Here is a 23,680-nt window from a genome sequence, read left to right on the forward strand (position 1 = left end):
ATCGTTGATATATTGAGAGTTGTGATAGATATACTCAAAAAATCGTAAATATGATCAGGGTGTCACCTTTTGTCTTAAAATCTATATTGTATTTTATAAACAAACTAGTTAAAATTTAGAAAAATAGAAGGGGATAGACGTATGAAACAACAACTAAAAATCGCAGAACTTCTAAAACGAATTGAAACTTCAAAACAGCAAGATGTTGAGCTAGGTACTTATGAAATATATGTGTTTAGTGAAAGGGAATTAGAAAAAGGACAAATCGGTTACCGATACGATAAACATAAAAATTCATTAATAAGTGAAGAAAACGGAAAGTGGCAAGAAGGATGGATTGCAATTGGATATGAAACGGATATGGGCGATCCAGTTTTCGTAAATATAGATGATGACGCTTATCCGGTTTATACTGCAGAACGTGGTACAGAAAAATGGCAGCCAGTTTATATTGGAAATATGGATGAGATTATAGGGCAATTATAAGAGAAACTTTGAATCCGGTGTAAAGTGATGGGAGAGAAGTATGAAGTATATAAAAATAATGAGCATGATTGTATTCATTGGAATATATATGGCCGGTTGTTCACAAGAGCAGCCGAAAAAAGAAACTACATCTTCTATACAAGAGAAAAACAAAGATACCAAAGAAGACGCACCGGTAGAAAAGCAGCAAGAACAAGAAAAGAATGAAGAATCACAAGTAGAACATAGGCAAGAGAAAGTATCAGCCGAGGAAAAGAAAGAAGAAACTACAACGGTGCAGCCAATTGAGCAACCAGTGCAAAATAATGAACAAAAAGTAGAGAGTAATGAAAAGCAAGGAAAGTTTCTCGTCGTTATTGATCCAGGGCATCAACAAAAAGCGAATTTAAATTTAGAGCCGATTGGACCAGGGGCAACAACGCAAAAATATAAAGTGACAGACGGTACAACAGGTGTTGTGACGAAAAAGAGAGAGGCTGTACTTGTATTAGAAATGGCTTTTTTATTAAAAGAAAAGCTTGAAGCAAAAGGGATACAAGTGTTAATGACGAGAATATCACAAGACGTTGATATAAGTAATAAAGAACGGGCGACATTCGCAAATAATCATAAGGCCAATTTATTTTTACGTCTTCATGCAGATGGTTCTGAAAATCCAAACCAAAGTGGATTTGCTGTATTGACGCCGGCAGAAGGAAGTCCATATACGAAAGAGATTTATGTGGAAAGTCTTCAAATCTCTCAAACGATAGTAAATAAAATGAGAGAAAATCAGCAAGTGAAAGTAAATGGAATTAAATTTAGGGATGACCTTTCTGGATTCAATTGGTCCAAAGTACCTGGCGTACTATTAGAACTTGGGTTTATGTCAAACCATGAAGAAGATAAAAAATTATCTGACCCGCAGTATGTAAATTCTTTATTGCAAAGTGTAACGGATAGTGTAGATGCATATCGGAAGAGTAAAGCTTAAGCGCAGTCTTACATGAAAGGCTGCGTTTTTCCATATGAAAACACTCGTAAATTAGAATATTGTGGATAAATATGACATGCTTAATTTTACCTGCACTTTTTGCCGAATGCTGATACAATAAAGGATGTTACTATTTAGTAGAAAGAGTGGTAAGCATGTTAGATTGGATGAAAAAGCTGTTTAACAAAGAGGAAGAACAAACAGCGATGAATAAAGAAGTACCAAAGCAAATTGAAAGTCAGCCGAAAATTCCTCGTGTAAACCACTACACTGAAGCAAGAGAAGCACAAATGGCAAGTAGGAATGCAGGTAAATGCCGTTTTCCTTTAGTACCGGATAATGGGTTCGATGAAGAGGATGAAAGCGAAGTAAATCGCTTTGAAGAACAACCTGTTCAAGGAGTAGCATATGAAGAACCGACTGCCCAAAGAGGAATAAAGGTGGAAAGAAGCAGACGACCGTATGTGGAAAAGGTTGTTTCTACATATGAAGAACCGGAAGTGCAATATGAACCGGTGCGGGAGTCTGTCGTTAAAAAGGCATCTGCACCTTCGCAAGAGAGTAACCGTAGACCATTTCGTCCAACAGAAATGATTTCGCCAATTTATGGATATAATCGTCCTTCAGTAGAGAAAAAGGTTGAAAAGCAGGAGGAAGTAAAAGAAAGAGAAGATCTTGAAATATCTGTAGAGGGAAAAGCAGTTGTTGATGCATGGTTAGAGAAAAAAGGATATAAATTATCTGATTTCTCAGAAGGGCAAGCAACGTCTTCTGCTCCAGGTGAAGTAGTTGAACAGAAAGGCCAACAGGGCAAAAAAGAAGAAAAATCAGTTGTTGATCAATGGCTAGAGAAAAACGGTTATGAAATTGAACGCCAAGTGCATTTAGTAGAAGAAAAAGAAGTGATTAAAGAAATGAGTACACCGCAGGAAGTTTCAGCGGATGAATTACTTCATAAAACAGTAGCTGAGCAGATGGAAAGTGTTAAGCTAGAAAAAGATGTAGTGGTGTTAAACGAAAACAATCTACAAGAAGAATTAGTAGCTTCTAAAGTAGAGCACGAGGATACAATATTATCAGAAGAAATTAAACGTAATACAGAAATAAAACAACCTACTATTGAAGTAGAAAAGCAAGCTCCAGAAGAATCAGTGATTGTCAAAGCAGAAGAAAAACTTGAAGAAACAATCATTGTGGAAATACCAGAAGAGCTAGAAGAAGTGGAAGTAATTACAGAAACAGAAGAGCTAGAAGAAGTAGAAGTAATTGCAGAAACAGAAGAGCCAGAAGAAGTAGAAGTAATTGCAGAAACAGAAGAAACAGAAGAATCAGAAGAAGTGGAAGTAATCGCAGAAACAGAAGAATCAGAAGAAGTGGAAGTAATTGCAGAAGCAGAAGAGCTAGAAGAAGTAGAAGTAATTGCAGAAACAGAAGAATCAGAAGAAGTGGAAGTAATCGCAGAAACAGAAGAATCAGAAGAAGTGGAAGTAATCGCAGAAACAGAAGAATCAGAAGAAGTAGAAGTGATTGCAGAAGCAGAAGAGCTAGAAGAAGTAGAAGTAATTGCAGAAACAGAAGAATCAGAAGAAGTGGAAGAAATTGCGGAAACAGAAGAATCAGAAGAAGTGGAAGTAATTGCAGAAGCGGAAGAGTCAGAAGAAGTGGAAGTAATTGCAGAAGCGGAAGAGTCAGAAGAAGTGGAAGTGATTGCGGAAACAGAAGAGCTAGAAGAAGTGGAAGTGATTGCGGAAACAGAAGAGCTAGAAGAAGTGGAAGTAATTGCGGAAACAGAAGAGCTAGAAGAAGTGGAAGTAATTGCGGAAACAGAAGAGCTAGAAGAAGTGGAAGTAATTGCGGAAACAGAAGAGCTAGAAGAAGTAGAAGTGATCGCAGAAACAAAAGCGCCTGTAGTAGAGACATTTGTAGCACTTGAGGAAATTCAGCAAGAAGATGAAGTAATTGAACAAAACAGTGAATTCATACATGTAGCTGAGGCTGATGAACAGACAAAGAACGATGTTCAAAGCTTTGCGAATGTTTTAATTGCAGAAACAGAAGAAAATAAACGAGTTGAAGAAGAAGCACCGGTCGTAGAAGAGCAATCAGTTGAAGAAGAAGCACCGGTCGTAGAAGAGCAATCAGTTGAAGAAGAAGCACCGGTCGTAGAAGAGCAATCAGTTGAAGAAGAAGTGCCGGTCGTAGAAGAACAACCCGTTGTAAAAAAAGAAGAACCAAAACGTGAGAAAAAGCGTCATGTACCATTTAATGTTGTTATGTTGAAACAAGATAGAACACGATTAATGGAAAGACATGCAGTTAGAGCAAATGCAATGCAGCCTTCTGCTAATGTACGAGTAGAGAATAAGCCAGTACAACAAGAGGTAGCAGAACCACAAGTGGAAGAAAGCCCAGTGCAGCAAGTAGTAGCAGAACCACAAGTGGAAGAAAGCCCAGTGCAGCAAGTAGTGGCAGAACCACAAGTGGAAGAAAGCCTAGAGCAACAGGTAGTAGTAGAACCACAAGTGGAAGAACAACCAATGCAGCAAGTAGTAGCAGAACCACAAGTGGAAGAGCAACCAATGCAGCAGGTGGTAGTAGAATCACAAGTGGAAGAAAGCCCAGTGCAGCAAGTAGTAGCAGAACCACAAGTGGAAGAACAACCAATGCAGCAGGTGGTAGTAGAATCACAAGTGGAAGAAAGCCCAATGCAGCAAGTAGTAGCAGAACCACAAGTGGAAGAACAACCAATGCAACAAGTAGTGGTAGAGCAAGTACAAAAGTCAATTTCAAGTACAGAACCAAAAGAGAAAGCATATGTTGTAAATCAAAGAGAGAACGATATGCGAAATGTATTGCACACACCACCGACATATACTGTTCCGCCATTAGCGTTGTTGTCAATTCCACAGCAATCAGCGCTAGATAATACAGAATGGTTAGATGAGCAAAAAGAATTATTAGATACAACGTTTAATAATTTTCATGTTGGAGCACATGTTATTAATGTATCGCAAGGGCCAGCAGTAACTCGTTTTGAAGTGCAACCAGACCCAGGCGTGAAAGTAAATAAAATTACAAATTTAAGTGATGATATTAAGTTAAGTTTAGCTGCGAAAGATATTCGTATTGAAGCGCCGATTCCAGGGAAGAGTGCAATTGGAATTGAAGTTCCAAATAAAGAAAGTAAGCCAGTATTTCTTCGCGAGATTTTAAGAAGTCCTGTATTCACAAAGAGTGAATCACCGCTTACTGTTGCGCTTGGACTTGATATTTCAGGGGATCCAATTGTAACGGATATTCGAAAAATGCCGCACGGACTTATTGCGGGTGCAACGGGTTCAGGTAAAAGTGTGTGTATTAACGCGATTTTAACGAGTATTTTATATAAAGCGAAACCACATGAAGTGAAGTTAATGTTAATTGATCCGAAGATGGTTGAGCTTGCACCATACAATTCTGTTCCGCATCTTGTAGCACCTGTTATTACGGATGTAAAAGCAGCGACAGCTGCGTTAAAGTGGGCAGTTGATGAGATGGAGCGTCGTTATGAATTGTTTGCGCATGCTGGTGCTCGTGATTTAACTCGCTATAATACAATTGTAAGTGAGCGAGATATTCCAGGTGAGACATTACCTTATATCGTTATCGTTATTGATGAGTTAGCCGATTTAATGATGGTAGCACCAGGTGATGTTGAGGAAGCAATTTGTCGTATTGCGCAAAAAGCACGTGCTTGTGGTATTCATTTATTAGTTGCGACGCAGCGTCCATCTGTAGATGTTATTACAGGGTTAATTAAATCAAATATTCCAACGCGTATTGCGTTTACTGTATCATCTCAAGTTGATTCACGTACGATTATCGATATTGGGGGCGCGGAAAAATTACTTGGCCGTGGTGATATGTTATTTTTAGGGAACGGTACATCTAAGCCAGTTCGTGTACAAGGTGTATATGTATCGGATGATGAGATTGAAAAAACAGTTGATCATGTGAGAAAGCAAATGAAGCCGAATTACTTATTTAAGCAAGAGGATTTATTAGCGAAAACAGAACAGGCTGAGTCGGAAGATGAGCTGTTCTTTGATGCATGTCAATTTGTTGTAGAACAAGGGGGAGCGTCCACATCTTCTGTACAGCGAAAATTCCGTATTGGTTATAATCGCGCAGCACGTCTCATTGAAGAGATGGAATCGCAAGGGATTATTTCTGAAGCGAGAGGAACTAAGCCGAGAGATGTCCTTATTTCTGAGGATGAATTTGCTGCTATGCAGGAAACCAATGTATAGTCCACGGTTTTGCTGTATACTAATAGAAAATGTTGGATAGTAAAGTAGGGAGTAAAGCGACATGAAAGAAATTGAATTAAAATTAAAAGGTGAAATAAATCGACTAACAAATAAAACATTTAAATTTGACGAACGCGTTGGGGAAGGTTGGTTCTCCGCCGTTTACTTTTTAAAAACTAGAGAAATTATTGAAGAATTTCGCCCAAAAAGTGTTGTAACGATGCAATTTTTCCAAAAAGAAAATGCAGTTCTTTGCGGAACAGATGAAGTAATTGCATTGCTGCAAACATTCGCTAAAAATCCTGAGGAACTTGAAATTAACTCTTTAAAAGATGGCGATAAAATTAGTCCATTTGAAACAGTGTTAACAATTCATGGTCCTTATGAGAATTTCGGATTTTTAGAAGGTGTTATTGATGGGATTTTAGCTCGTCGTACATCGGTTGCAACAAACGTATATAATGTTGTCCAAGCTGCACGTAGTGTAGATAAAGAAAAACCAGTTATTTTCATGGGAGATCGTGACGATCATTATACACAACAAGCTGGTGACGGTTATGCAGCATACATCGGAGGTATGAGCGCACAAGCGACGCATGCAATGAATGAATGGTGGGGCAGAAGTGGTATGGGAACAATGCCTCACGCATTAATTCAAATGTTTAATGGTGATGTTGTAGAAGCGGCAAAAGCATATCATAAGAAATTCCCAGAAGATGAATTAGTTGTACTAATTGATTACAATAATGATGTTATTACAGATGCACTTCGTGTAGCGCGTGAGTTTGGATCAACATTAAAAGGTGTGCGTGTAGATACGTCTCGCACAATGATTGATCAATACTTTATTCGCCATCCAGAAGTACTTGGAACATTCGATCCACGTGGTGTAAACCCATCGCTCGTATTTGCACTTCGCAAGGCGCTTGATGAAGAAGGATTCCAGCATGTAGACATCGTTGTAACTGGTGGATTTGATGAAAAACGTATTCGTGAATTTGAAGCTCAAAAGGTACCTGTTGACATATACGGGGTAGGAAGTAGCTTGTTAAAAATGAATATTGGCTTTACTGGTGATAATGTAGAATTAAATGGGAAACCAGAAGCAAAAGCTGGTCGTAAATATCGTCCAAACCCACGTTTAGAGCGTGTTCAATTAGAAAAAAGAGAAGATATGTAAAAGAGAGAAAAACTGATAGGTGATTGACCCTATCAGTTTTTCTGTTATCATAGTATAGCGGCTTCTTTTTTGCTATAATGGACTTGTTATGGACATATAAAGAAGTACGTACGAGTTTATCCTGATAAGTGAAGGGAAAGAATAACTTCACTACATCAAAAATGTATGATGATTACCAAAATAAGAAAAGATTCATATACTGTCTTATAGATAGGCCGTTGTATTAGTTCGAAATGTTGGAGGTTCTTTAAGATGACAGTTTACCATTTTGTAGGAATTAAAGGAACAGGAATGAGTTCATTAGCGCAAATTCTTCATGATATGAAGCATACTGTTCAAGGGTCTGATTATGAAAAGCGTTTCTTTACACAAACAGCGTTGGAAAAGCGTAGTATCTCGATCCTTCCTTTTGATAAGAATAATGTAGAAGAAGGACAAGTGATTATTGCAGGAAATGCATTTCCTGATACGCATGAAGAAATCGTAGCAGCAAAAGAATTAAACATCCCAGTCCATCGTTACCATCACTTCTTAGGTGACCTGATGAGCCAATACACAAGTGTTGCTGTAACTGGTGCACACGGAAAAACATCAACAACAGGTTTGTTAGCCCATGTAATGCAAGGTGCACACCCGACATCTTACCTTATTGGAGATGGAACAGGGCATGGGGTAGAAAATAGTAAGTATTTTGTATTTGAAGCTTGTGAGTATCGTCGTCATTTCTTGTCTTACAATCCAGACTATGCAATTATGACGAATATTGATTTTGATCATCCAGATTATTTTGCAGACATCAATGATGTATTCAGTGCATTCCAAGAGATGGCATTGCAAGTGAAAAAAGGCATTATTGCATGTGGAGATGATGAAGAACTTCAAAAAATTCAAGCGAAAGTACCTGTTATTTTCTATGGATTTGGAGAAGATAATGATTTCCAAGCACGTAACATTCAAAAGAGAACAGATGGCACGATATTCGATGTATTCGTTCGTAATACGTACTATGACACGTTCAAAATTACAGGATACGGCAACCATAGCGTATTAAATGCATTAGCAGTAATCGCGCTTTGTCATTATGAAAACGTTGATGTAGAAGCAGTAAAACATCAATTAACAACTTTTGAAGGCGTAAAACGTCGCTTTAATGAAAAGCCGATGGGAGAGCAAGTAATCATCGATGACTACGCACACCATCCGACAGAAATTAATGCAACGATTGAAGCTGCTCGTCAAAAACATCCAGAGCGTGAAGTTGTCGCTGTATTCCAGCCACATACATTCTCACGTACAGAAAAGTTCTTAGATGAGTTCGCAGAAAGCTTAAGCAAAGCTGACCAAGTATACTTATGTGATATTTTCGGATCAGCACGTGAAAACAAAGGTGAATTAACAATCGAAGATCTGCAAAAGCGTATTGACGGTGCAGAATTAATTACAGATACAACAACGGATGTATTAAAGAAACATAAAAACGGCGTTCTAATTTTCATGGGCGCAGGTGACATCCAAAAATTCGAAGCAGCTTACGTAAAAGAAGTTCAAGTTGCAGAGAAATAATAGAAAAGACGCATAGCTTGGCTGTGCGTCTTTTTTATGTTGTCGTGGTTGTGCTTTAATGTTGAAACGTCGATATATATGGAGTTGTGTTCGATATATTTCAAAAATCGTTGATATATTGGTACGCGTTTTGAAATATAAATGTTAGAATAATAAGAAAACTAAAAAGAGGACTAAAAAACATGTTCACACTCCGAGTAGATGACGAAATCGAACTACAATTACTAGAAAAACATCATAAAGAGGAATTATATCAATTATTAGATCAAAACCGTAATCATTTACGAAAATGGCTCCCTTGGGTAGATGGGACAAAATCTGCTGATGCTTATGATGAGATTTTTCCGATGTGGTTAAAGAAGTTTGCAGAGGGAGACGGTTTTGAAAGTGGTATACGTTACAAAGGAAAGCTCGTTGGGATGGTAGGCATTCATCCAGTGAGCTGGGGGAAGAAAGCCGCGAGTCTTGGGTATTACCTTGCAGAAGATGCTGGAGGAAAAGGCGTTATGACGCGTAGCGTGAAGGCTGTGCTTCAATATGCATTTGAGAATTTAAAATTAAATAAAATGGAAATCCGATGCGGTGTTGAAAATGTGAAAAGTCGCGCTATTCCAGAGCGTTTAGGGTTTAAGTTAGATGGTATTTTACGAGATGAAGAATGGCTATATGATCATTTTCATGATATCGCTGTATATAGTTTACTAGCTTCAGAATGGAAAGAGATTCGATGAACGAGAAGATTCGTATTGTTCCGTATGAAAGTACGTTTCAAGAGGAAGTAGTAGATCTTATCGTTCATATTCAGCAAAAAGAGTATAATGTTCCCATTACGAAAGAAGAGCAACCTGATTTACTTGAAATAGAAACATTCTATCAAAAGGATCACGGAAACTTTTGGGTAGCAATTTATGATGGTAAAGTAGTTGGAACAGTAGCTTTATTAGATATTGAGAATCATCAAGTAGCGCTAAGAAAAATGTTCGTACAAAAAGAGTTTCGCGGAAAAGAATGGGGCGCATCACATATGTTGCTTCAAACAGCAATTTCATGGGCTGAGGATAAAAAATTGAAAGATATTTACTTAGGAACAACAGTAAAATTTTTAGCGGCACATCGTTTTTATGAAAAGAATGGTTTTCAAAGTGTGAGTATAGACGAGTTGCCGAAAAACTTTCCGGTGCTACAGGTAGATAAGAAATTTTATAGGTACATTGTGTAAAAGGTCATTTAGAAATGGCCTTTTTCTATGAACCAAAATGGAAATAGTGGTATAATTTGGATTAGGGGGTGTAGGTATGAACTTTCCAATTCAAAGAAGTAAGTCAGTAGTCATTTTCGTTTGCCTTACGTTAGTTTTTATGTTTATATATCCAATTGTCATGCTTTTCACTAATAAAGCGCATTGGATGTCAGCGTTGATTGGGATGGGTTTATGCTTCATTGTAAATGTACCACTCGTTTGGGAAGTATTTATTAAAAAACATAAAGTAGAAAATGGCGTATTAAAGTACGGTATTTTAAATGATGATATTGTATTAAAAGATGTGAGAATTATACGTCAGGTCGGAAAGTCTCTTGAAATTACGACGAATGCATATAAAGTACATATGGTTGCGATGCCGCAAAATATGGATGAATTCTTGGCGCTTATAGAGAAAGAAAATCCACATGTGAAAATAGAAATGGTAGGAAAGAAATGAAATATGTAAAACCTTTGTTTTGTTTAGAAATATTATTTGTGCTTGTTGGTTGCACTAGAGTATATATGAAATGGGATCTTCCTTTATATGTTCCGATATCAATAGGTACTATCGCAGTGGCACTTTTATATTATTTTCATTTTCAGCAAACAAAAAGTAAGAACAGTAGCTCGATATAGAGTGAGGATAATAAAAAAATGCTCGGATATAATTCCGAGCATTTTTTATTATTTTAAGTTCTCGGGGTTTAAAGCTTCTAATTCAGGTACAACGAAGCGTCCGTCTTTACGGATTAGTACGTCGTCGAAGTAAATTTCACCGCCGCCGTATTCAGGGCGTTGGATGCATACTAAGTCCCAATGGATGTTCGAGTTGTTACCATTCCATGCATCGTCGTAAGCTTGTCCAGGAGTGAAGTGGAAGCTGCCATCGATTTTTTCATCGAATAGGATGTCTCCCATTGGATGTAAGATATATGGGTTTACGCCGATTGCGAACTCACCAACGTAGCGTGCGCCTTCGTCTGTATCGAAGATTTTATTAATGCGTTCTGAATCGTTTGCAGTTGCTTCAACGATTTGGCCGTTCTCGAACTTAAGTTGTACATTTTCAAATGTATAACCGTTGTAAGGAGATGGTGTGTTGTAAGAAACTGTACCGTTAACAGAGTCACGAACTGGTGCAGAGTATACTTCACCATCTGGAATGTTTAAATGACCTGAGCATTTAATTGCTGGAATGTCTTTAATAGAGAATGTTAAGTCAGTTCCAGGACCAGTTAAACGAACTTTATCTGTTTTATTCATTAATGTAACAAGGCTATCCATCGCCTTATCCATTTTACCGTAGTCTAAGTTACATACTTCAAAGTAGAAGTCTTCGAAAGCTTCTGTACTCATTTTAGCAAGCTGTGCCATAGAAGCATTTGGGTAGCGAAGAACAACCCAGCGTGTTTTTGGAACGCGAATGTCTCTATGAACTTTTTTGCCAACTGTTTGGCCATGAACTTTCATACGCTCACTTGGAACGTCAGCTTGTTCATTAATATTATCGCCAGAGCGAAGACCGATATAAGCGTCCATGTCTTTCATTACGCTTGCTTCATATGCAGCGATTTGTTCGAAATGTTCTTCAGTAGCACCCATTAATAAAGAGCGATCTACTTGATGATCTTTTAAAGAGACGAATGGGAAACCACCAGCTGCATATGCTTCTTTTACAAGTGCAGTTACAAGTTCTTTTTGTAAGCCAAAGTTTTCAATTAATACTTTTTCACCTTTTTGTAAGCGGATAGAGTAGTTAATTAAATTGTATGCTAACTTTTCAATACGTGGATCTTTCATATGTAAAGCCTCCCTACTAATTATGTATCCTCTCCTATTGTAACCTACTTAGTGGAATTTGTTGAATGATTTATGTTACAGTTAACGAATAAGTATGAAAATTCTAATGATGAGATAGGGATTAGAATGAAACGGAAAATGATTGTATAATAGGGGAAAGTATGAAAAAGATAAAGGAAGTGATGAAATGCAAGTTCTTTTATATGTAAGTGCGGCTATTATCGCGGTTGCTTTCGCAGTATTAGTAGTGTATGTATGCAGAACGTTGTTATCGGTTCAGAAGACGTTAGAAAACGTTGCAAGCACGTTAGAAGGTTTAGAAAAACAAATGCAAGGAATTAGCGTAGAGACAGAGCAATTATTACATAAAACGAATGCGTTAGCTGATGATATTCAACAGAAGTCACAGTCATTAAATAAAGTGGTAGCGGGTGTAGATGGGATTGGAACGACAATCCAATCTTTAAATACGAAGCTTCGTAATGTATCAGACTCTGTAACGGACGAAATTGAAAATAACGCTGATAAAGTAGCGCAAGTTGTACAGTGGAGCAGTGCGGCGATTGAAGTATACAATCATTACCGTGCGTCGAGACAAGAGAAGAAGGTTGAAAAAGAAGAGCGTAAATTAGAAAGAATTGAGAAAAACGCTGAAAAGAAAGAGAAGCGCTCTAGATTTCGTATGAGAGGTGAATCGTGATGAATATGACAAAGCTTGAAACAATTGAAGAGCTTGAAGTCTTAGTAGAAAAGAATGAGCCGTATGTTCTTTTTAAACATAGTACGACATGCCCGATTAGTCACGGTGCATACACAGAATTTCAAGCGTATTGCAGTGAAGAAAGAGAAGTGCCAGCGTATTACTTATACGTACAAGATGCAAGAGATGTGTCAAATCGTGTTGCAGAACAATACAGTATTAGACATGAATCACCGCAAGTGCTATACATAAAAGATGGGATGGTAGTATGGAATACATCTCATTGGAATATTAAAAAAGATGCTTTAGAAGAGAATATAAAGTAAAAAGAAGCAAGCTAAAGGTGCTTGCTTCTTTTTTTTGTTTTTGTTGAAATATATTTAATGGTACACTATTAATAGTTCAAACTAAATAACTAGATTGTTGAAAGTAGGTTTTAAGTAATGAAGAAAATGGCATTATCCTTCGCAGTCGTAAGTTTATTACTGGGAGCTTGTAGTAACAATAGTAATACGATTAGTAAGAAGGATGAAGTTATACAAAAAGATACAAAAGAAAAAAGTATGATTCCGAGAACTGCTGTTTCTAAAGATTATTATAGAACTGTTATTCCTTTAAAAGAACAAAAGGTTATTAATACAGCTAATATAAAAACAAATTCTAAATTAGATTTAGCAGAGTATGAAAATGGTTTAATAAATATTGCAACGCAGCAATTTGATACAGAGAGCCACGTACTGCAATTAAATCAGTATATTCCAGAGAAACTAGTTGATGAACTAGTTGCGAAAGTAGAAGCGCCAGTTTTGACGAATATTATAGAACAAGACTATTTCGGAAAACAGAATTCAAATGAATTAAGTTTATCTGGTGTTATGATTGGCTTAGCTATGTCTTCAAGTGTATCGAATGAAGAAGCTATGTCTAAAGGGTCTGAAGTTGCTAAACAACTTATTGAAGCTATTAACAAAAATGATAAATATAACAAATCTCCAATTACGTTTGCTATCTTTAAGCAAGAAAGTACAAGTTCTTTAAAAAATGGTACGTATATTGCTAGTGCTACTGTTCAAAAGAATGATACGAACCTTGGAAATTGGAGTACAATTGATGAAAAGTCGTATTCATATCCTTCTGATGAATTTACACAAGCACATGGAGAAGATAATACAAAAATAACTAACTTTGCTAAGGAAATAAAAGGTTTTTCTACTGGAGATTTTATTCCAGTCAACGCAAAAGTTTCTTATAAGAAAGATCAAATGGATACATTAAATATGAATATTGTTATTAAATATAACGGTAAAACAGAATTAATGGCTCTTACCCAATTGGCTGCGCAAGGTATGTTGGACAAATTGCCTAAAGATGCGAAAGTACAATTACAGATCAAGTCCGAGAGTAAAATTGAGGCCGTTATTATAAAAGAGAAAAACAGTGATAAACCGTTTGTTTCCTTCTTGTAAAAAAGACAGTATGTAAACTGTCTTTTTTTTATTTTAAATGAAAATATACAATGTTTTTTGATGATAATTCATTGCTGTATATCGTGTGACAATCGTATATGTATCAACTATAATAAGTTATCTTAAAAAAGTAATATATAGGAATTTGAAAGATGTGGCTTTTTTATGGCATCACAACAATTAGGTCGTTTAAGTTCTGAAATTGATCAACTTAATTTACAAATATTAGAGTTATTAAACGAAAGAGGTCGTCTCGTACAAGAAGTTGGTACTTTAAAAGAAGTATAAGGTGTGAAACGTTTTGATCCTGTACGTGAAAGAAATATGCTGGATTTAATTGTAGAGAATAATAATGGTCCATTTGAAACTTCGACTTTACAACATATTTTCAAACAAATTTTTCAAGTTGGTTTAGAGTTACAAGAAGAGGATCATCGTAAAGCACTACTTGTGTCTTGTAAGAAAAAATAGAAGATACGATTGTTGAAATTAATGCGTGGTGGTGCTTTCAAGCCACATACTTCACCGTATGATTTTCAAGGTCTTGGATTAGCAGGATTACAAATTTTACGCCAAGTAGCAGATAAATATGATTTGGCTGTTATTAGTGAAATTTTAAATCCAAATGATATTGAGATGTCATTAGATTACGTTGATGTTATTCAAATTGGCACTCACAATATGCAAAACTTTGATTTGCTAAGGGTAGCTGGTGCTGTAAATAAACCAGTATTATTAAAACGTGGTCTATCAGCAACGATTGAAGAATTCATTAATGCGGCAGAATATATTATGGCAAAGGGAAATGGGAACATTATTTTATGTGAAAGAGGTATTCGCACTTATGAAAGAGCGACGCGTAAGACGCTTGATATTTCCGCTGTACCGATTTTAAAGAAAGAAACACATTTACCTGTTGTTGTCGATGTAACGCATTCTACAGGGCGACGTGACCTTCTCTTATCAACTGCAAAAGCAGCGATGGCAATTGGTGCAGACGCAATTATGGCTGAAGTACATCCAAATCCCGCTGTAGCTTTATCAGATGAGGCGCAGCAAATGAATATTCCGCAGTTCAATGATTTTATGAATGAATTAAAATCATTTGGAAGTAAATTATAAAAACTTTTAATGAGCTGTTCCAATAAGGCGTTTTGGGGCATCTGTATAGAGACTGTCATTGTCGATTTTTGTTGGTAAGTTGATATATTAAAAAAATCGCTGATATAATTAGAGTTGTGGTAGATATATTTGGAAAATCGCTGATATATTTCAAGTTACGGTTCATATATTCGAAAAATCGTCGATATAAATTTCATTTACTATCGTACTGCTTAAAATAAGATTTCTACTTAGGAAACAACTATTTTTTTACAAAAAATGCTCTTTTTTCATAAAAAATACGAAAATACGAGAAAAGAAGCGAATTTTTTCGAAACTTTTGCGGGAAAATATTGTATGAGCCTGCGTTTTTATCGTATCATTAGTAAAAGGAAGAACTCGGGACGATTGGTGGCATCTGCAAATAGAGTTGATGTCTTTTTTTCATTCAAGTAACCGATACATAAAAATAGATAACAAAAATAGAAGGAGTGTGCGATGAGATGAACGTAACAATCTATGATGTAGCGCGCGAAGCGAACGTTTCAATGGCTACCGTATCACGCGTTGTGAACGGTAACCCAAATGTAAAGCCTACAACAAGAAAGAAAGTATTAGAAGCAATTGATCGTTTAGGGTACCGCCCAAATGCGGTAGCACGTGGACTAGCAAGTAAGAAGACAACTACAGTAGGTGTTATTATTCCTGATATCTCAAATACGTTTTATGCAGAACTTGCACGTGGAATTGAAGATATCGCAACAATGTACAAATATAACATCATTTTAAGTAACTCTGACCAAAACAAAGAGAAAGAGTTCCATTTATTAAATACGATGCTTGGAAAGCAAGTGGACGGAATTGTTTTCATGGGTGAAGATATTACAGACATTCACATTGAAGAATTTAAAAAATCTCCAGTACCAATTGTATTAGCAGCGTCATTCGATGAGCAAAATGAAACGCCATCAGTAAATATTGATTATACACAAGCAGCTTACGATGCAATGAAGCACTTTATTGAGCAAGGACATAAGCGTATCGGTTTCGTCTCTGGTCCATTCATTGATAAAGCGGGAAGCGCGAAGAAGTTACAAGGTTATAAAAAAGCTTTAGAAGAAGAAGGTATTTCATATGATGAAAATCTTGTAATCGATGGAGATTACACATATGACTCAGGTATCGAAGCATTCGAAAAGCTTTGGAGCAATGATGAAAAGCCAACAGCAATCTTCGTATCGTCTGATGAAATGGCACTAGGTGTAATCCACGCAGCACAAGACGCTGGATTAAACGTACCAACTGACGTAGAAGTACTTGGTTTCGATAATACACGCCTTGCATTAATGGTTCGTCCGCAACTTTCAACAGTTGTACAACCGATGTATGATATCGGTGCAGTAGCAATGCGTCTATTAACAAAGTATATGAACAAAGAAAAAGTGGAAGATCACACTGTTATCTTACCTCACCGTATCCAATTTAGAGATTCAACGAAGTAAGTATAAAAAAGCTCACAGCGATTGCTGTGAGCTTTTATTCATATTCAGGATAATATTTTTCAATTACTGTATCTACAGTTTCATTTTTCTTAACGTGTAAAAATCTTGCGTACAATTCTTTTCCAGTTTCAAATGGCGTATCGTCTAATTCAAACACATGTAACACTTTTCGGAACGTCCATGTGATTTGCTCATCATACATATTATCGTATGTGTGCTCCGATTGTATAGCTATATTTTCACCTAGTTCATGAGCTTCTTCTAAACTGTTTGCTTTAACAAGAATAATACTTTCTTCAAAAAGTGTATCGTGATTCTCTTCATAATGCTCATCAATTTTCGTAGGATCAGGCTCACCAGCATGAACAGACTCAAACAATAATTTTACAGCGTACACATTATGCTGCATGTTTCACTTTATAAATAATACTTGCGACAAGCGAAGCAGGTATTGTAAATACGTTACTTTGATAATGGTAATGCACTTGGGATTCTTCATAAGACATGTTGTCATATAGTTCGTTTTGTGAGACATTCATTTTTTTCTGTTTTTCTTTGAGCATTTTAATGTAGTTGTACTGTATTGGGACGAGAATGATGAAATAAGCTAATACGATTAGTGAAATCCAAATCATTATGAACACTCCCTTACAAAGAATATTTGTATATGGTAATTATATCGATTTATATGAAAAATATCCATATTTTCCTAGTGGTCAATTTCTTTTCCAAAATGCAAAAAGTTCTTCAGCGCTTCGTAAATTATGTTCAAGGCATGTTTGGGCAGTGCGTTTTAAAACTTTGTATTAACTGTTCTAATCTAGAAGGATCATATTGTTTCACATGGCCAGTAATAATGGTTTCATCTTTGTCTAAGTCAATTGTAATTTAATCGAATCGCTCTACTTGTTTAAAATATCCTACAATATCATCTTCCAATTGAAATTCTCCATAGTTTATAGCTTATTTAGAAGATTTCTCTATAAATTGTATGATTCCTTGTTATATGTCACATAAGTGCAAATTTACCTATTATAGGGCAATGTCATGTATAATAGAAAGAAAAGGCTTGTGAGGGGGGAGAAGAGATGATCGTTCTTTGGATAATTACGCTTTGTATGACTGCTATTTTTGCATATATGACGTTAAAACAAAATGGCTTAAAGCGATTTGTTCCAGGAAGTATTCTTGCAGGAATTGCCCTTATCACGTATGTAATTTCTATTTTTATTGAAAGTGTATCAGTAGATATGAGCACAAGTTTAATGTTTATTGGTATTACACTATTTGCAGGTAGCATTATGGTACTTATGGTTGCTGGTATTATTTTATTTATTCATATGAATTCGGAGACGTTATAACATATAGAAAAGGCATGTCCCGAGGGACATGCCTTTTTATCCGTTCAATTATGCTCTATCTTTAGAAGAGTTTTGCTGTTTTAGTAAGTCGCGAATTTCGCCAAGAAGTTCTTCTTCTTTTGTTGGTTCTGGAAGTTCTTCCTCTTTTTCTTCTTCTCTTTTAGATGTTAGTTTGTTGAAAACTTTAACAAACATAAAGATAGCAGCTGCAATAATTAAGAAATCAAAAATAGTTTGGATGAAGTTACCATACATAATAGATGATTTACCGAATGTAATTTTTAAATCTGTAAAGTCAACGCCACCTAATACCATACCAAGTAATGGTGTGATGATATCTTTTACTAAAGAACTAACGATTTTACCGAATGCAGCACCGATTACAACCCCGACAGCTAAATCGATTACATTACCTTTGAATGCGAATTTTTTAAACTCGTTCCACATGTGTTAATCCCATCCTTTCCACGATTCATTATGAAATTTATAATTCCTATCAACATATTCTATAGAAATTTACGAGAGAAATAAAGAGGAAATGGGAATGAAAGTAAATTCTGAAAAATGTATCCGTTTTAATTTTTGTTTACATCATCTAGTAAAGATTGTAGCATTTGCTGCGTTTTTAATCCTTCTAATCCATCTACAACAGGCTTTGTATCTCCTTGTACACATTCAATAAAATGATGAACAGCATCTTCAAAACCACGTTGTTTTAACGTTGTATCCCATGATGGGGAACCGCTTTGTGAAACTGAGTTTTCCTGTTCAATTTCAAATGTGTTCATATTTTTTACGCGAATGATTTTCCCTGGCGTTACAAGTTCAATTTGTTCTAAATTTGTACCGGCATGGCGATGCATTGCAGTAGAAAGTAACAGTCCACTTGGAGTTGTATATGTATGATGTCCGTAAAGAAGTTCATTCTTTTCATTGATTTGCATCATATTGTGAACGACGTTAAGGTCATTATTAGCTAACCAGCGAGCTGTATCTACAATGTGTAAATAATCATCTAACATAGTGAAATCGTACGTATATGGCCCGACTTTATTTGTGCGATGCTTTTCAATTCGAATCCATGAAATATCATTAGCCTGTTCTTTGGCAGCGACATACATAGGAACGAATCTGCGATTAAATCCGACCATTAATTTTCGGTTATATTTCTCGCTCAACTCGACTAGTTGCTCAGCTTGTTCCACTGTAGCTGCTAGCGGCTTATCAACATAAACGTCGATCCCTTTTTTCAGAAGTTCAGAAACGATTTCATAATGTGATGCAGTTGAACTATGCACGAAGATTGCATCGCATTCCGAAGCTAACATTTCAATAGAATGAAAGTCTTGAATCCGGTATTGCTGGCAAACTTGTTTTCTTTTTTCTGCGTTAGGTGTAAACGCCCCTACAAAATTCCAATCAGTTTCTTTTGTAAGTGTTGGAAGATAGGCCTTTTGCGCAATACTTCCAAGTCCAATCATCCCAATTTTAGGTTTGTTCATTTTTATTCCCACCCTATTAATATTAATGTAACGGCTTAAATGTAGCATAGGGTGGGGGAGGAAGGCAAAAATTAGCTTTTTACTTACGTCCTTCTAACAAAATCTTCTCTATCTCTTCAAAGTGATGAGCGCGAGCATGCTCTAACGGGGTAACACCATCATGGTCTGGAATATTTACATCTGCACCGTGCTCAATAAGAAGGCGAATGACTTGTTGCTGTGTTTCGTTTCCGTTATTTAGTACGATGGCTTCCATTAAAGCTGTCCATCCGAGGTTATTTACATGATTTACATCAATATTTGTTCGAGTGAGGAGTTCTTTTATAACTTCAATATAGCCATGTTCTGAGGCTGGGATAAGAGCTGTTCCACCGTAACGATTTGTAATCGTAGGATCTGCACCAGCATCAATTGTTAGCTTTAAAATGTCTAAGTAACCTTCCGCACCGGCGTATAGAAAGGGATTGTTTTTCATGTCATCTTGGATATTTACATCAGCACCAGATTCGATAAGCGCTTTTGCGGTTTTTACATCATTTTTGTATGTAGCAATCATAAGCGGAGTGCGTCCTTGATTATCCGTCGCATTTATATTTGCGCCTTGTTTTAGTAAAGATATAACAGTATTCGTTTCATTTTTTTCAGTAGCTGCTAGTAGTGCAGTCTCCATGTTTGTCATCTCCTTTTTTACTTCTTGTTCTTGCGAGCATCCTTGTAAAAAAATTACGCAACATATCATACTGAATGTTTTTTTGAACATGGAATTTCAACCTCCTAATTTCAACTGTAAAATAGGAACATTAAATTTTTATAAACTGACGCTAAAATTACTATAAAATCGCTTGAGTATTTGAACATATATTTTTATGCTTATGAATATGAAGGATGGGTAAAGTGAGGATGTAAATGATGTCTATTAAAACAAGGTTTTTATTTTCTTATATTGCTGTAATTCTCGTTTCTATTACGCTCATATTAGTCGCGGGATTTTTAATTGTTTTTTCGATAACAGGTGACTTGGAAGCAGTGAAAAATTTCTATAAAAGTTCTTACATTCAAAAGCCGCTTACACCAGAAGAAGAGAATGCCTATCTTGAATTAAAATTAGCGGCAAAGCAACATCAATCTCAATTATTAGATGAATCGTTCGTTTCATCAATTGAAAAAGAAGGCGTGAAAATAATTGTAAGAAAGGGAGAAAACATTTCTTATGCTACAAAGGGTTTTGAAAGTTCGACTTTAACAGAAGCCCTTCCGAAATTTGAAGCAGCAAATATTAATAGTCGTGGTACAACGGAACTAGGTGATACATTTTATCGATATGTAAAATTTGATTTTTATTTTGCACAGAAAGAAGAAGGGAGTATATTTGTACTAAAAAAGCAAAGTTCATTTGTAGATCTTACACAAAAATTATTTCCAATCTTATTCGTATCGCTTTTACTATTAGCTATTTTACTTATTGGGTTATTAAGTTATCTCGTTTCAAGAAGTGTAATAAAACCAATTTTTGTATTGAAAGGCGCAACAGAGAAAATTAAAGAAGGAAATTTAGATTTTCAAATGCCAGTTACATCGCACGATGAAATAGGTCAATTAAATCAAGGATTTGAGGAAATGAGGAAGAAGTTAAAAGAATCGATTGAAGTACAAACGCAGTATGAAGAAAATCGAAAAGAACTTATTTCAAACATATCGCATGATTTAAAAACACCGATTACATCTATTATCGGATATGTAGAGGGAATAAAGGACGGGGTAGCAAATACGCCAGAAAAAATGGATAAGTATTTAACGACAATTCACACGAAGGCAAAACATATGGACACACTCATTGATGAACTCTTTTTGTTTTCAAAGCTCGATTTGAATCGAGTTCCATTCCAATTTGAGACAGTTGAATTAAATACGTTTATGCAAGAATTAATAGAAGAGATGCAGATGGATTTAAGTGAAGAAGGTATAGAAGTTAACTTACAATTACATTCATCGCCATTATATGTAACGGCTGATTGCGAAAAGATAAATAGAGTTATATCAAATTTAATTCATAATAGTGTGAAGTACATGGATAAAGAAGAGAAGAAAATTACTGTAACAGTATCGAGTGATAACAATAAAGTTATTGTGAAAGTGATGGACAATGGATCAGGTATAGAATCTGATACGCTACCGTATATCTTTGAACGTTTTTATCGTGCAGAACAATCGCGAAATTCTAGCACAGGTGGAAGTGGACTTGGTTTAGCAATAGCGAAGCAAATTGTTGAAGAACATGGCGGGGAAATTTGGGCGGAAAGCGAGCTTGGTAAAGGCACAAGCATTTTCTTTTCATTGGAAAAAGTAGAGGAATGTGGTGAGTAAATTGAAAAGAATTTTATTAATAGAAGATGAAGTAAGTATTGCAGAATTACAGCGAGATTATTTAGAAATTAATGATTTCCAAGTTGATGTAGAGCATTCAGGAGAAATAGGTTTACAAATAGCCCTGCAAGAAGACTATGATTTAATTATTTTAGATATTATGCTCCCGAAAATGAACGGATTCGAAATTTGTAAACAAATACGTGCTGTAAAAGATATTCCGATTCTACTTGTTTCAGCAAAAAAAGAAGATATAGATAAAATTCGCGGACTCGGATTAGGAGCGGATGATTATATAACGAAACCGTTTAGTCCAAGCGAATTAGTTGCAAGAGTAAAAGCACATATTGCCCGTTATGAAAGATTATCAGGAAATGTAAGTAAGCAACGTGATACGTTATATATTCACGGAATTTCTATCGATCAACGAGCGAGGAAAGTTTTTATAAACAATGAAGAAGTGGCATTTACAACGAAGGAATTTGATTTATTAACATTCTTTGTAACACATCCAAACCAAGTATTAAATAAAGAACAGTTATTTGAACGCATTTGGGGATTAGATTCCGCTGGTGATTTAGCCACTGTTGTCGTCCACATTAGAAAGCTACGTGAAAAAATTGAAAGAGATCCTGCCCACCCGCAATATATTGAAACAGTATGGGGAGCTGGTTATCGTTTTAATGTGTAGGGAACCTGCCGAGTAATTGGCAGGTTTTTTGTATGTTATTCGAATGAAAAGGAAGGAATAGGTAATTTATGTTAAAATGTAAAGAGAAACAAAACAGAGGAGAGCATGAGGAGCGTGCTATATGTTGGGGGATATATTAAAAGATAATAAATCAAACAAGGCTTTAAAGATTGGAACTAATATCGTACTTATCTTATTGATTATTGGTGCAATACAAATGTTTTATGATGAAGATTCTACGAATGATCATTTTGGTTGGTTCTTTTTTGCGATCTTTTGGGTAATTAAAAGCATTTCTAGCTCTAAGGTAAGTTTAAAAGATAGAGATAAAAAGTCGGTATTACTTGATGTGGGTTTAGTTGTTATTTCTTGTATTTTTTTAGTTGTTTTTAGTGTGAAATATTTCTTTTGAAAAAAGCTCATAGTCTTATAGAGGCTGTGAGCTTTTTGTTGGAAAATTAGTTTGCGACCTTAACATACTATTTTAGAGTTCCTTGTTGCAATGATTTATAAAATGTTTGAGTAGTAGAAGTAAACTGAGTAGCCTCTTCTAAAAAAGGATAATGGTTGCTGTTTTCAAATGGAATGAAGATAGAATTACGTATCCCATCATGCATCTCGATAGAATACTGAATTGGGCACTGTACATCATATCTTCCGCATATAATAAGTGTCTTTGTTTGGATGGAAGGTAAATACTCTCTTAAATCAAATGAAGGATATTCATTGGCGAAAGCGTTCATCCGGCTAACGGACATTGTTTTTTTGATTGGTTTACAAAAATAAGAGTTGTAGTTTTCTGGTTTATACAATGATAATTTTGTTCTCTTAGTAGATAGTTCTTTCCGTTCTTCACTTGTAAGGTGAGGGATTTTTAAGTTTTCGATGAGCTCTTGCATATAATGAAAGTGTGAATGTTCGGGATGATAAATGCAAAATGGTGTTTCGGTATAGTTACTTGCTGCAGCTCCTGCTACGACTAATGATTGTAAGGGATTTGGATATGTAATCGCATATAAAAGTCCAAGCATACCACCTGTTGAATGACCAGCGAAATGCCATGTTGGAAGTTGTAATGCTTCTCGTATTGCTTCTAAGTCGTGGATTGTTTCAACCATGCTTAATTCGTTTTCTGACTGGGCGGTTACAGAGCGACCAGTATCTCGTAAATTAATGAGAAATACACGATGCGTAGCAGTAAAAACATCTGCAAAGTAATCACCAGTTTCATTAAATTGTGAATAGTGATGTGTAATACAAAGCGATTCGCCATCTCCTTTTGTAAAGAGTTCAAATGTACCACGTTTCGTGTGGATCATTTGTCGTTTCCACATAATATCACTACCTTTTCTCATAAAAGTTGGGCCAGGCTGTTATGAAATGAAAATATATCAGCGATTATTAAAATATATCGACTTACCGACAGAAACCGACAATAAATAAAAGGAGGCTATTCAAA

The 23,680-nt window shown here is 35.9% G+C and carries 24 protein-coding genes and 1 pseudogene; 18 read left to right on the forward strand and 7 right to left on the reverse strand.

From position 1 onward, the window contains the following. The first annotated feature begins 141 nt into the window (after nt 1-141). The 9 genes from MRP26_RS22430 (at nt 142) to MRP26_RS22470 (ending at nt 10,370) form a co-directional block, all read left to right on the forward strand. The gene (locus MRP26_RS22430) at nt 142-486 is read left to right on the forward strand and encodes a thiamine transporter (protein WP_072940379.1); all 345 of its coding nucleotides are present in this window, start codon (nt 142-144) and stop codon (nt 484-486) included. Between the two features lie 40 nt (nt 487-526). Then, nucleotides 527-1,459: an N-acetylmuramoyl-L-alanine amidase gene (locus tag MRP26_RS22435; RefSeq protein ID WP_242806977.1), complete on the forward strand. Its 933-nt coding sequence runs from the start codon at nt 527-529 to the stop codon at nt 1,457-1,459. A gap of 155 nt (nt 1,460-1,614) precedes the next feature. Next, entirely contained in the window at nt 1,615-5,748 is a 4,134-nt protein-coding gene (locus tag MRP26_RS22440; RefSeq protein WP_242806979.1) for a DNA translocase FtsK, read from the forward strand. Between the two features lie 61 nt (nt 5,749-5,809). Next, entirely contained in the window at nt 5,810-6,928 is a 1,119-nt protein-coding gene (locus MRP26_RS22445) for a nicotinate phosphoribosyltransferase (RefSeq protein ID WP_000658372.1), read from the forward strand. 252 nt (nt 6,929-7,180) lie between these two features. Next, nucleotides 7,181-8,491, forward strand: a complete 1,311-nt coding sequence (murC, locus tag MRP26_RS22450) for a UDP-N-acetylmuramate--L-alanine ligase (protein ID WP_000219469.1) — start codon at nt 7,181-7,183, stop codon at nt 8,489-8,491. Between the two features lie 182 nt (nt 8,492-8,673). Continuing rightward, a complete protein-coding gene (locus MRP26_RS22455; RefSeq protein WP_078400681.1) occupies nt 8,674-9,222 on the forward strand; it encodes a GNAT family N-acetyltransferase in 549 nt (182 codons plus the stop codon). Then, on the forward strand, nt 9,219-9,710 hold the full coding sequence (locus tag MRP26_RS22460) for a GNAT family N-acetyltransferase (RefSeq protein ID WP_078400680.1): 492 nt from the start codon (nt 9,219-9,221) through the stop codon (nt 9,708-9,710). Before MRP26_RS22455 ends, MRP26_RS22460 begins: the two co-directional genes overlap by 4 nt. 76 nt (nt 9,711-9,786) lie before the next feature. Further along, complete coding sequence (locus MRP26_RS22465) at nt 9,787-10,191, forward strand: PH domain-containing protein (RefSeq protein WP_001010643.1); 405 nt, start codon at nt 9,787-9,789, stop codon at nt 10,189-10,191. Next, the gene (locus MRP26_RS22470) at nt 10,188-10,370 is read left to right on the forward strand and encodes a hypothetical protein (RefSeq protein WP_071740266.1); all 183 of its coding nucleotides are present in this window, start codon (nt 10,188-10,190) and stop codon (nt 10,368-10,370) included. The genes MRP26_RS22465 and MRP26_RS22470 overlap by 4 nt, the downstream gene beginning before the upstream one ends. Nucleotides 10,371-10,418: 48 nt before the next feature. On the opposite strand, the gene MRP26_RS22475 is transcribed toward MRP26_RS22470, so the two are convergent. Beyond that, nucleotides 10,419-11,534, reverse strand: coding sequence for an aminopeptidase (locus MRP26_RS22475; protein WP_000654729.1), 1,116 nt, complete (start codon nt 11,532-11,534; stop codon nt 10,419-10,421). 187 nt (nt 11,535-11,721) lie between these two features. Between MRP26_RS22475 and MRP26_RS22480 the strand changes: the two genes are divergently transcribed. From MRP26_RS22480 to ccpA, 5 genes and pseudogenes are all read left to right on the forward strand, one after another. Next, a complete protein-coding gene (locus MRP26_RS22480) occupies nt 11,722-12,234 on the forward strand; it encodes a DUF948 domain-containing protein (RefSeq protein WP_001197721.1) in 513 nt (170 codons plus the stop codon). Beyond that, a complete protein-coding gene (gene ytxJ / locus MRP26_RS22485; protein WP_001057469.1) occupies nt 12,234-12,560 on the forward strand; it encodes a bacillithiol system redox-active protein YtxJ in 327 nt (108 codons plus the stop codon). Before MRP26_RS22480 ends, ytxJ begins: the two co-directional genes overlap by 1 nt. A 117-nt stretch (nt 12,561-12,677) precedes the next feature. Then, nucleotides 12,678-13,700, forward strand: a complete 1,023-nt coding sequence (locus MRP26_RS22490; protein WP_000738029.1) for a CamS family sex pheromone protein — start codon at nt 12,678-12,680, stop codon at nt 13,698-13,700. A gap of 165 nt (nt 13,701-13,865) precedes the next feature. Next, a pseudogene (locus MRP26_RS22500) lies at nt 13,866-14,822 on the forward strand (bifunctional 3-deoxy-7-phosphoheptulonate synthase/chorismate mutase). A gap of 482 nt (nt 14,823-15,304) precedes the next feature. Next, entirely contained in the window at nt 15,305-16,303 is a 999-nt protein-coding gene (ccpA, locus tag MRP26_RS22505) for a catabolite control protein A (RefSeq protein WP_001103303.1), read from the forward strand. A gap of 34 nt (nt 16,304-16,337) precedes the next feature. Here ccpA and MRP26_RS22510 read toward each other — a convergent pair whose 3' ends face one another. Then, a complete protein-coding gene (locus MRP26_RS22510) occupies nt 16,338-16,700 on the reverse strand; it encodes a DUF4288 domain-containing protein (protein WP_003271799.1) in 363 nt (120 codons plus the stop codon). Between the two features lies 1 nt (nt 16,701). Continuing rightward, nucleotides 16,702-16,938 (reverse strand): DUF3949 domain-containing protein, encoded by a 237-nt coding sequence (locus MRP26_RS22515; RefSeq protein ID WP_000637899.1) that lies wholly within the window; start codon nt 16,936-16,938, stop codon nt 16,702-16,704. Between the two features lie 453 nt (nt 16,939-17,391). Here MRP26_RS22515 and MRP26_RS22520 point away from each other — a divergent pair, with 453 nt between their 5' ends. Then, complete coding sequence (locus tag MRP26_RS22520; RefSeq protein ID WP_000636589.1) at nt 17,392-17,664, forward strand: DUF3917 domain-containing protein; 273 nt, start codon at nt 17,392-17,394, stop codon at nt 17,662-17,664. Nucleotides 17,665-17,712: 48 nt separating this feature from the next. On the opposite strand, the gene mscL is transcribed toward MRP26_RS22520, so the two are convergent. The 3 genes from mscL to MRP26_RS22535 all read right to left on the reverse strand — a co-directional run bounded on the left by mscL (nt 17,713) and on the right by MRP26_RS22535 (nt 19,926). After that, the gene (mscL, locus tag MRP26_RS22525) at nt 17,713-18,111 is read right to left on the reverse strand and encodes a large-conductance mechanosensitive channel protein MscL (protein WP_000267003.1); all 399 of its coding nucleotides are present in this window, start codon (nt 18,109-18,111) and stop codon (nt 17,713-17,715) included. 128 nt (nt 18,112-18,239) lie between these two features. After that, complete coding sequence (locus tag MRP26_RS22530; RefSeq protein WP_078400679.1) at nt 18,240-19,166, reverse strand: Gfo/Idh/MocA family protein; 927 nt, start codon at nt 19,164-19,166, stop codon at nt 18,240-18,242. Between the two features lie 79 nt (nt 19,167-19,245). Further along, on the reverse strand, nt 19,246-19,926 hold the full coding sequence (locus tag MRP26_RS22535; protein WP_053563542.1) for an ankyrin repeat domain-containing protein: 681 nt from the start codon (nt 19,924-19,926) through the stop codon (nt 19,246-19,248). Between the two features lie 149 nt (nt 19,927-20,075). Here MRP26_RS22535 and MRP26_RS22540 point away from each other — a divergent pair, with 149 nt between their 5' ends. From MRP26_RS22540 to MRP26_RS22550, 3 genes are all read left to right on the forward strand, one after another. Beyond that, a complete protein-coding gene (locus MRP26_RS22540) occupies nt 20,076-21,530 on the forward strand; it encodes a HAMP domain-containing sensor histidine kinase (protein ID WP_242806980.1) in 1,455 nt (484 codons plus the stop codon). A gap of 1 nt (nt 21,531) precedes the next feature. Continuing rightward, a complete protein-coding gene (locus MRP26_RS22545) occupies nt 21,532-22,221 on the forward strand; it encodes a response regulator transcription factor (RefSeq protein ID WP_078400720.1) in 690 nt (229 codons plus the stop codon). 121 nt (nt 22,222-22,342) lie between these two features. After that, on the forward strand, nt 22,343-22,633 hold the full coding sequence (locus MRP26_RS22550) for a hypothetical protein (protein ID WP_000900160.1): 291 nt from the start codon (nt 22,343-22,345) through the stop codon (nt 22,631-22,633). A gap of 67 nt (nt 22,634-22,700) precedes the next feature. Here the strand turns inward: MRP26_RS22550 and MRP26_RS22555 are convergent, their stop codons facing one another. Then, on the reverse strand, nt 22,701-23,576 hold the full coding sequence (locus MRP26_RS22555; RefSeq protein ID WP_197242831.1) for an alpha/beta fold hydrolase: 876 nt from the start codon (nt 23,574-23,576) through the stop codon (nt 22,701-22,703). Nucleotides 23,577-23,680 lie beyond the last annotated feature (104 nt).

Origin of the sequence: Bacillus sp. CCB-MMP212 (assembly GCF_022748145.1) — a bacterium.
Taxonomy (GTDB): Bacteria; Bacillota; Bacilli; order Bacillales; family Bacillaceae_G; genus Bacillus_A; species Bacillus_A cereus.

What these genes read in the sequence shown, in the direction of transcription:
- MRP26_RS22430 (WP_072940379.1), top strand. Translation starts at nt 142, where the DNA reads ATGAAACAACAACTAAAAATCGCAGAACTTCTAAAACGAATTGAAACT.
- MRP26_RS22435 (WP_242806977.1), top strand. Translation starts at nt 527, where the DNA reads ATGAAGTATATAAAAATAATGAGCATGATTGTATTCATTGGAATATAT.
- MRP26_RS22440 (WP_242806979.1), top strand. Translation starts at nt 1,615, where the DNA reads ATGTTAGATTGGATGAAAAAGCTGTTTAACAAAGAGGAAGAACAAACA.
- MRP26_RS22445 (WP_000658372.1), top strand. Translation starts at nt 5,810, where the DNA reads ATGAAAGAAATTGAATTAAAATTAAAAGGTGAAATAAATCGACTAACA.
- murC (WP_000219469.1), top strand. Translation starts at nt 7,181, where the DNA reads ATGACAGTTTACCATTTTGTAGGAATTAAAGGAACAGGAATGAGTTCA.
- MRP26_RS22455 (WP_078400681.1), top strand. Translation starts at nt 8,674, where the DNA reads ATGTTCACACTCCGAGTAGATGACGAAATCGAACTACAATTACTAGAA.
- MRP26_RS22460 (WP_078400680.1), top strand. Translation starts at nt 9,219, where the DNA reads ATGAACGAGAAGATTCGTATTGTTCCGTATGAAAGTACGTTTCAAGAG.
- MRP26_RS22465 (WP_001010643.1), top strand. Translation starts at nt 9,787, where the DNA reads ATGAACTTTCCAATTCAAAGAAGTAAGTCAGTAGTCATTTTCGTTTGC.
- MRP26_RS22470 (WP_071740266.1), top strand. Translation starts at nt 10,188, where the DNA reads ATGAAATATGTAAAACCTTTGTTTTGTTTAGAAATATTATTTGTGCTT.
- MRP26_RS22475 (WP_000654729.1), bottom strand. Translation starts at nt 11,534, where the DNA reads ATGAAAGATCCACGTATTGAAAAGTTAGCATACAATTTAATTAACTAC.
- MRP26_RS22480 (WP_001197721.1), top strand. Translation starts at nt 11,722, where the DNA reads ATGCAAGTTCTTTTATATGTAAGTGCGGCTATTATCGCGGTTGCTTTC.
- ytxJ (WP_001057469.1), top strand. Translation starts at nt 12,234, where the DNA reads ATGAATATGACAAAGCTTGAAACAATTGAAGAGCTTGAAGTCTTAGTA.
- MRP26_RS22490 (WP_000738029.1), top strand. Translation starts at nt 12,678, where the DNA reads ATGAAGAAAATGGCATTATCCTTCGCAGTCGTAAGTTTATTACTGGGA.
- ccpA (WP_001103303.1), top strand. Translation starts at nt 15,305, where the DNA reads ATGAACGTAACAATCTATGATGTAGCGCGCGAAGCGAACGTTTCAATG.
- MRP26_RS22515 (WP_000637899.1), bottom strand. Translation starts at nt 16,938, where the DNA reads ATGATTTGGATTTCACTAATCGTATTAGCTTATTTCATCATTCTCGTC.
- MRP26_RS22520 (WP_000636589.1), top strand. Translation starts at nt 17,392, where the DNA reads ATGATCGTTCTTTGGATAATTACGCTTTGTATGACTGCTATTTTTGCA.
- mscL (WP_000267003.1), bottom strand. Translation starts at nt 18,111, where the DNA reads ATGTGGAACGAGTTTAAAAAATTCGCATTCAAAGGTAATGTAATCGAT.
- MRP26_RS22530 (WP_078400679.1), bottom strand. Translation starts at nt 19,166, where the DNA reads ATGAACAAACCTAAAATTGGGATGATTGGACTTGGAAGTATTGCGCAA.
- MRP26_RS22535 (WP_053563542.1), bottom strand. Translation starts at nt 19,926, where the DNA reads ATGTTCAAAAAAACATTCAGTATGATATGTTGCGTAATTTTTTTACAA.
- MRP26_RS22540 (WP_242806980.1), top strand. Translation starts at nt 20,076, where the DNA reads ATGTCTATTAAAACAAGGTTTTTATTTTCTTATATTGCTGTAATTCTC.
- MRP26_RS22550 (WP_000900160.1), top strand. Translation starts at nt 22,343, where the DNA reads ATGTTGGGGGATATATTAAAAGATAATAAATCAAACAAGGCTTTAAAG.
- MRP26_RS22555 (WP_197242831.1), bottom strand. Translation starts at nt 23,576, where the DNA reads ATGAGAAAAGGTAGTGATATTATGTGGAAACGACAAATGATCCACACG.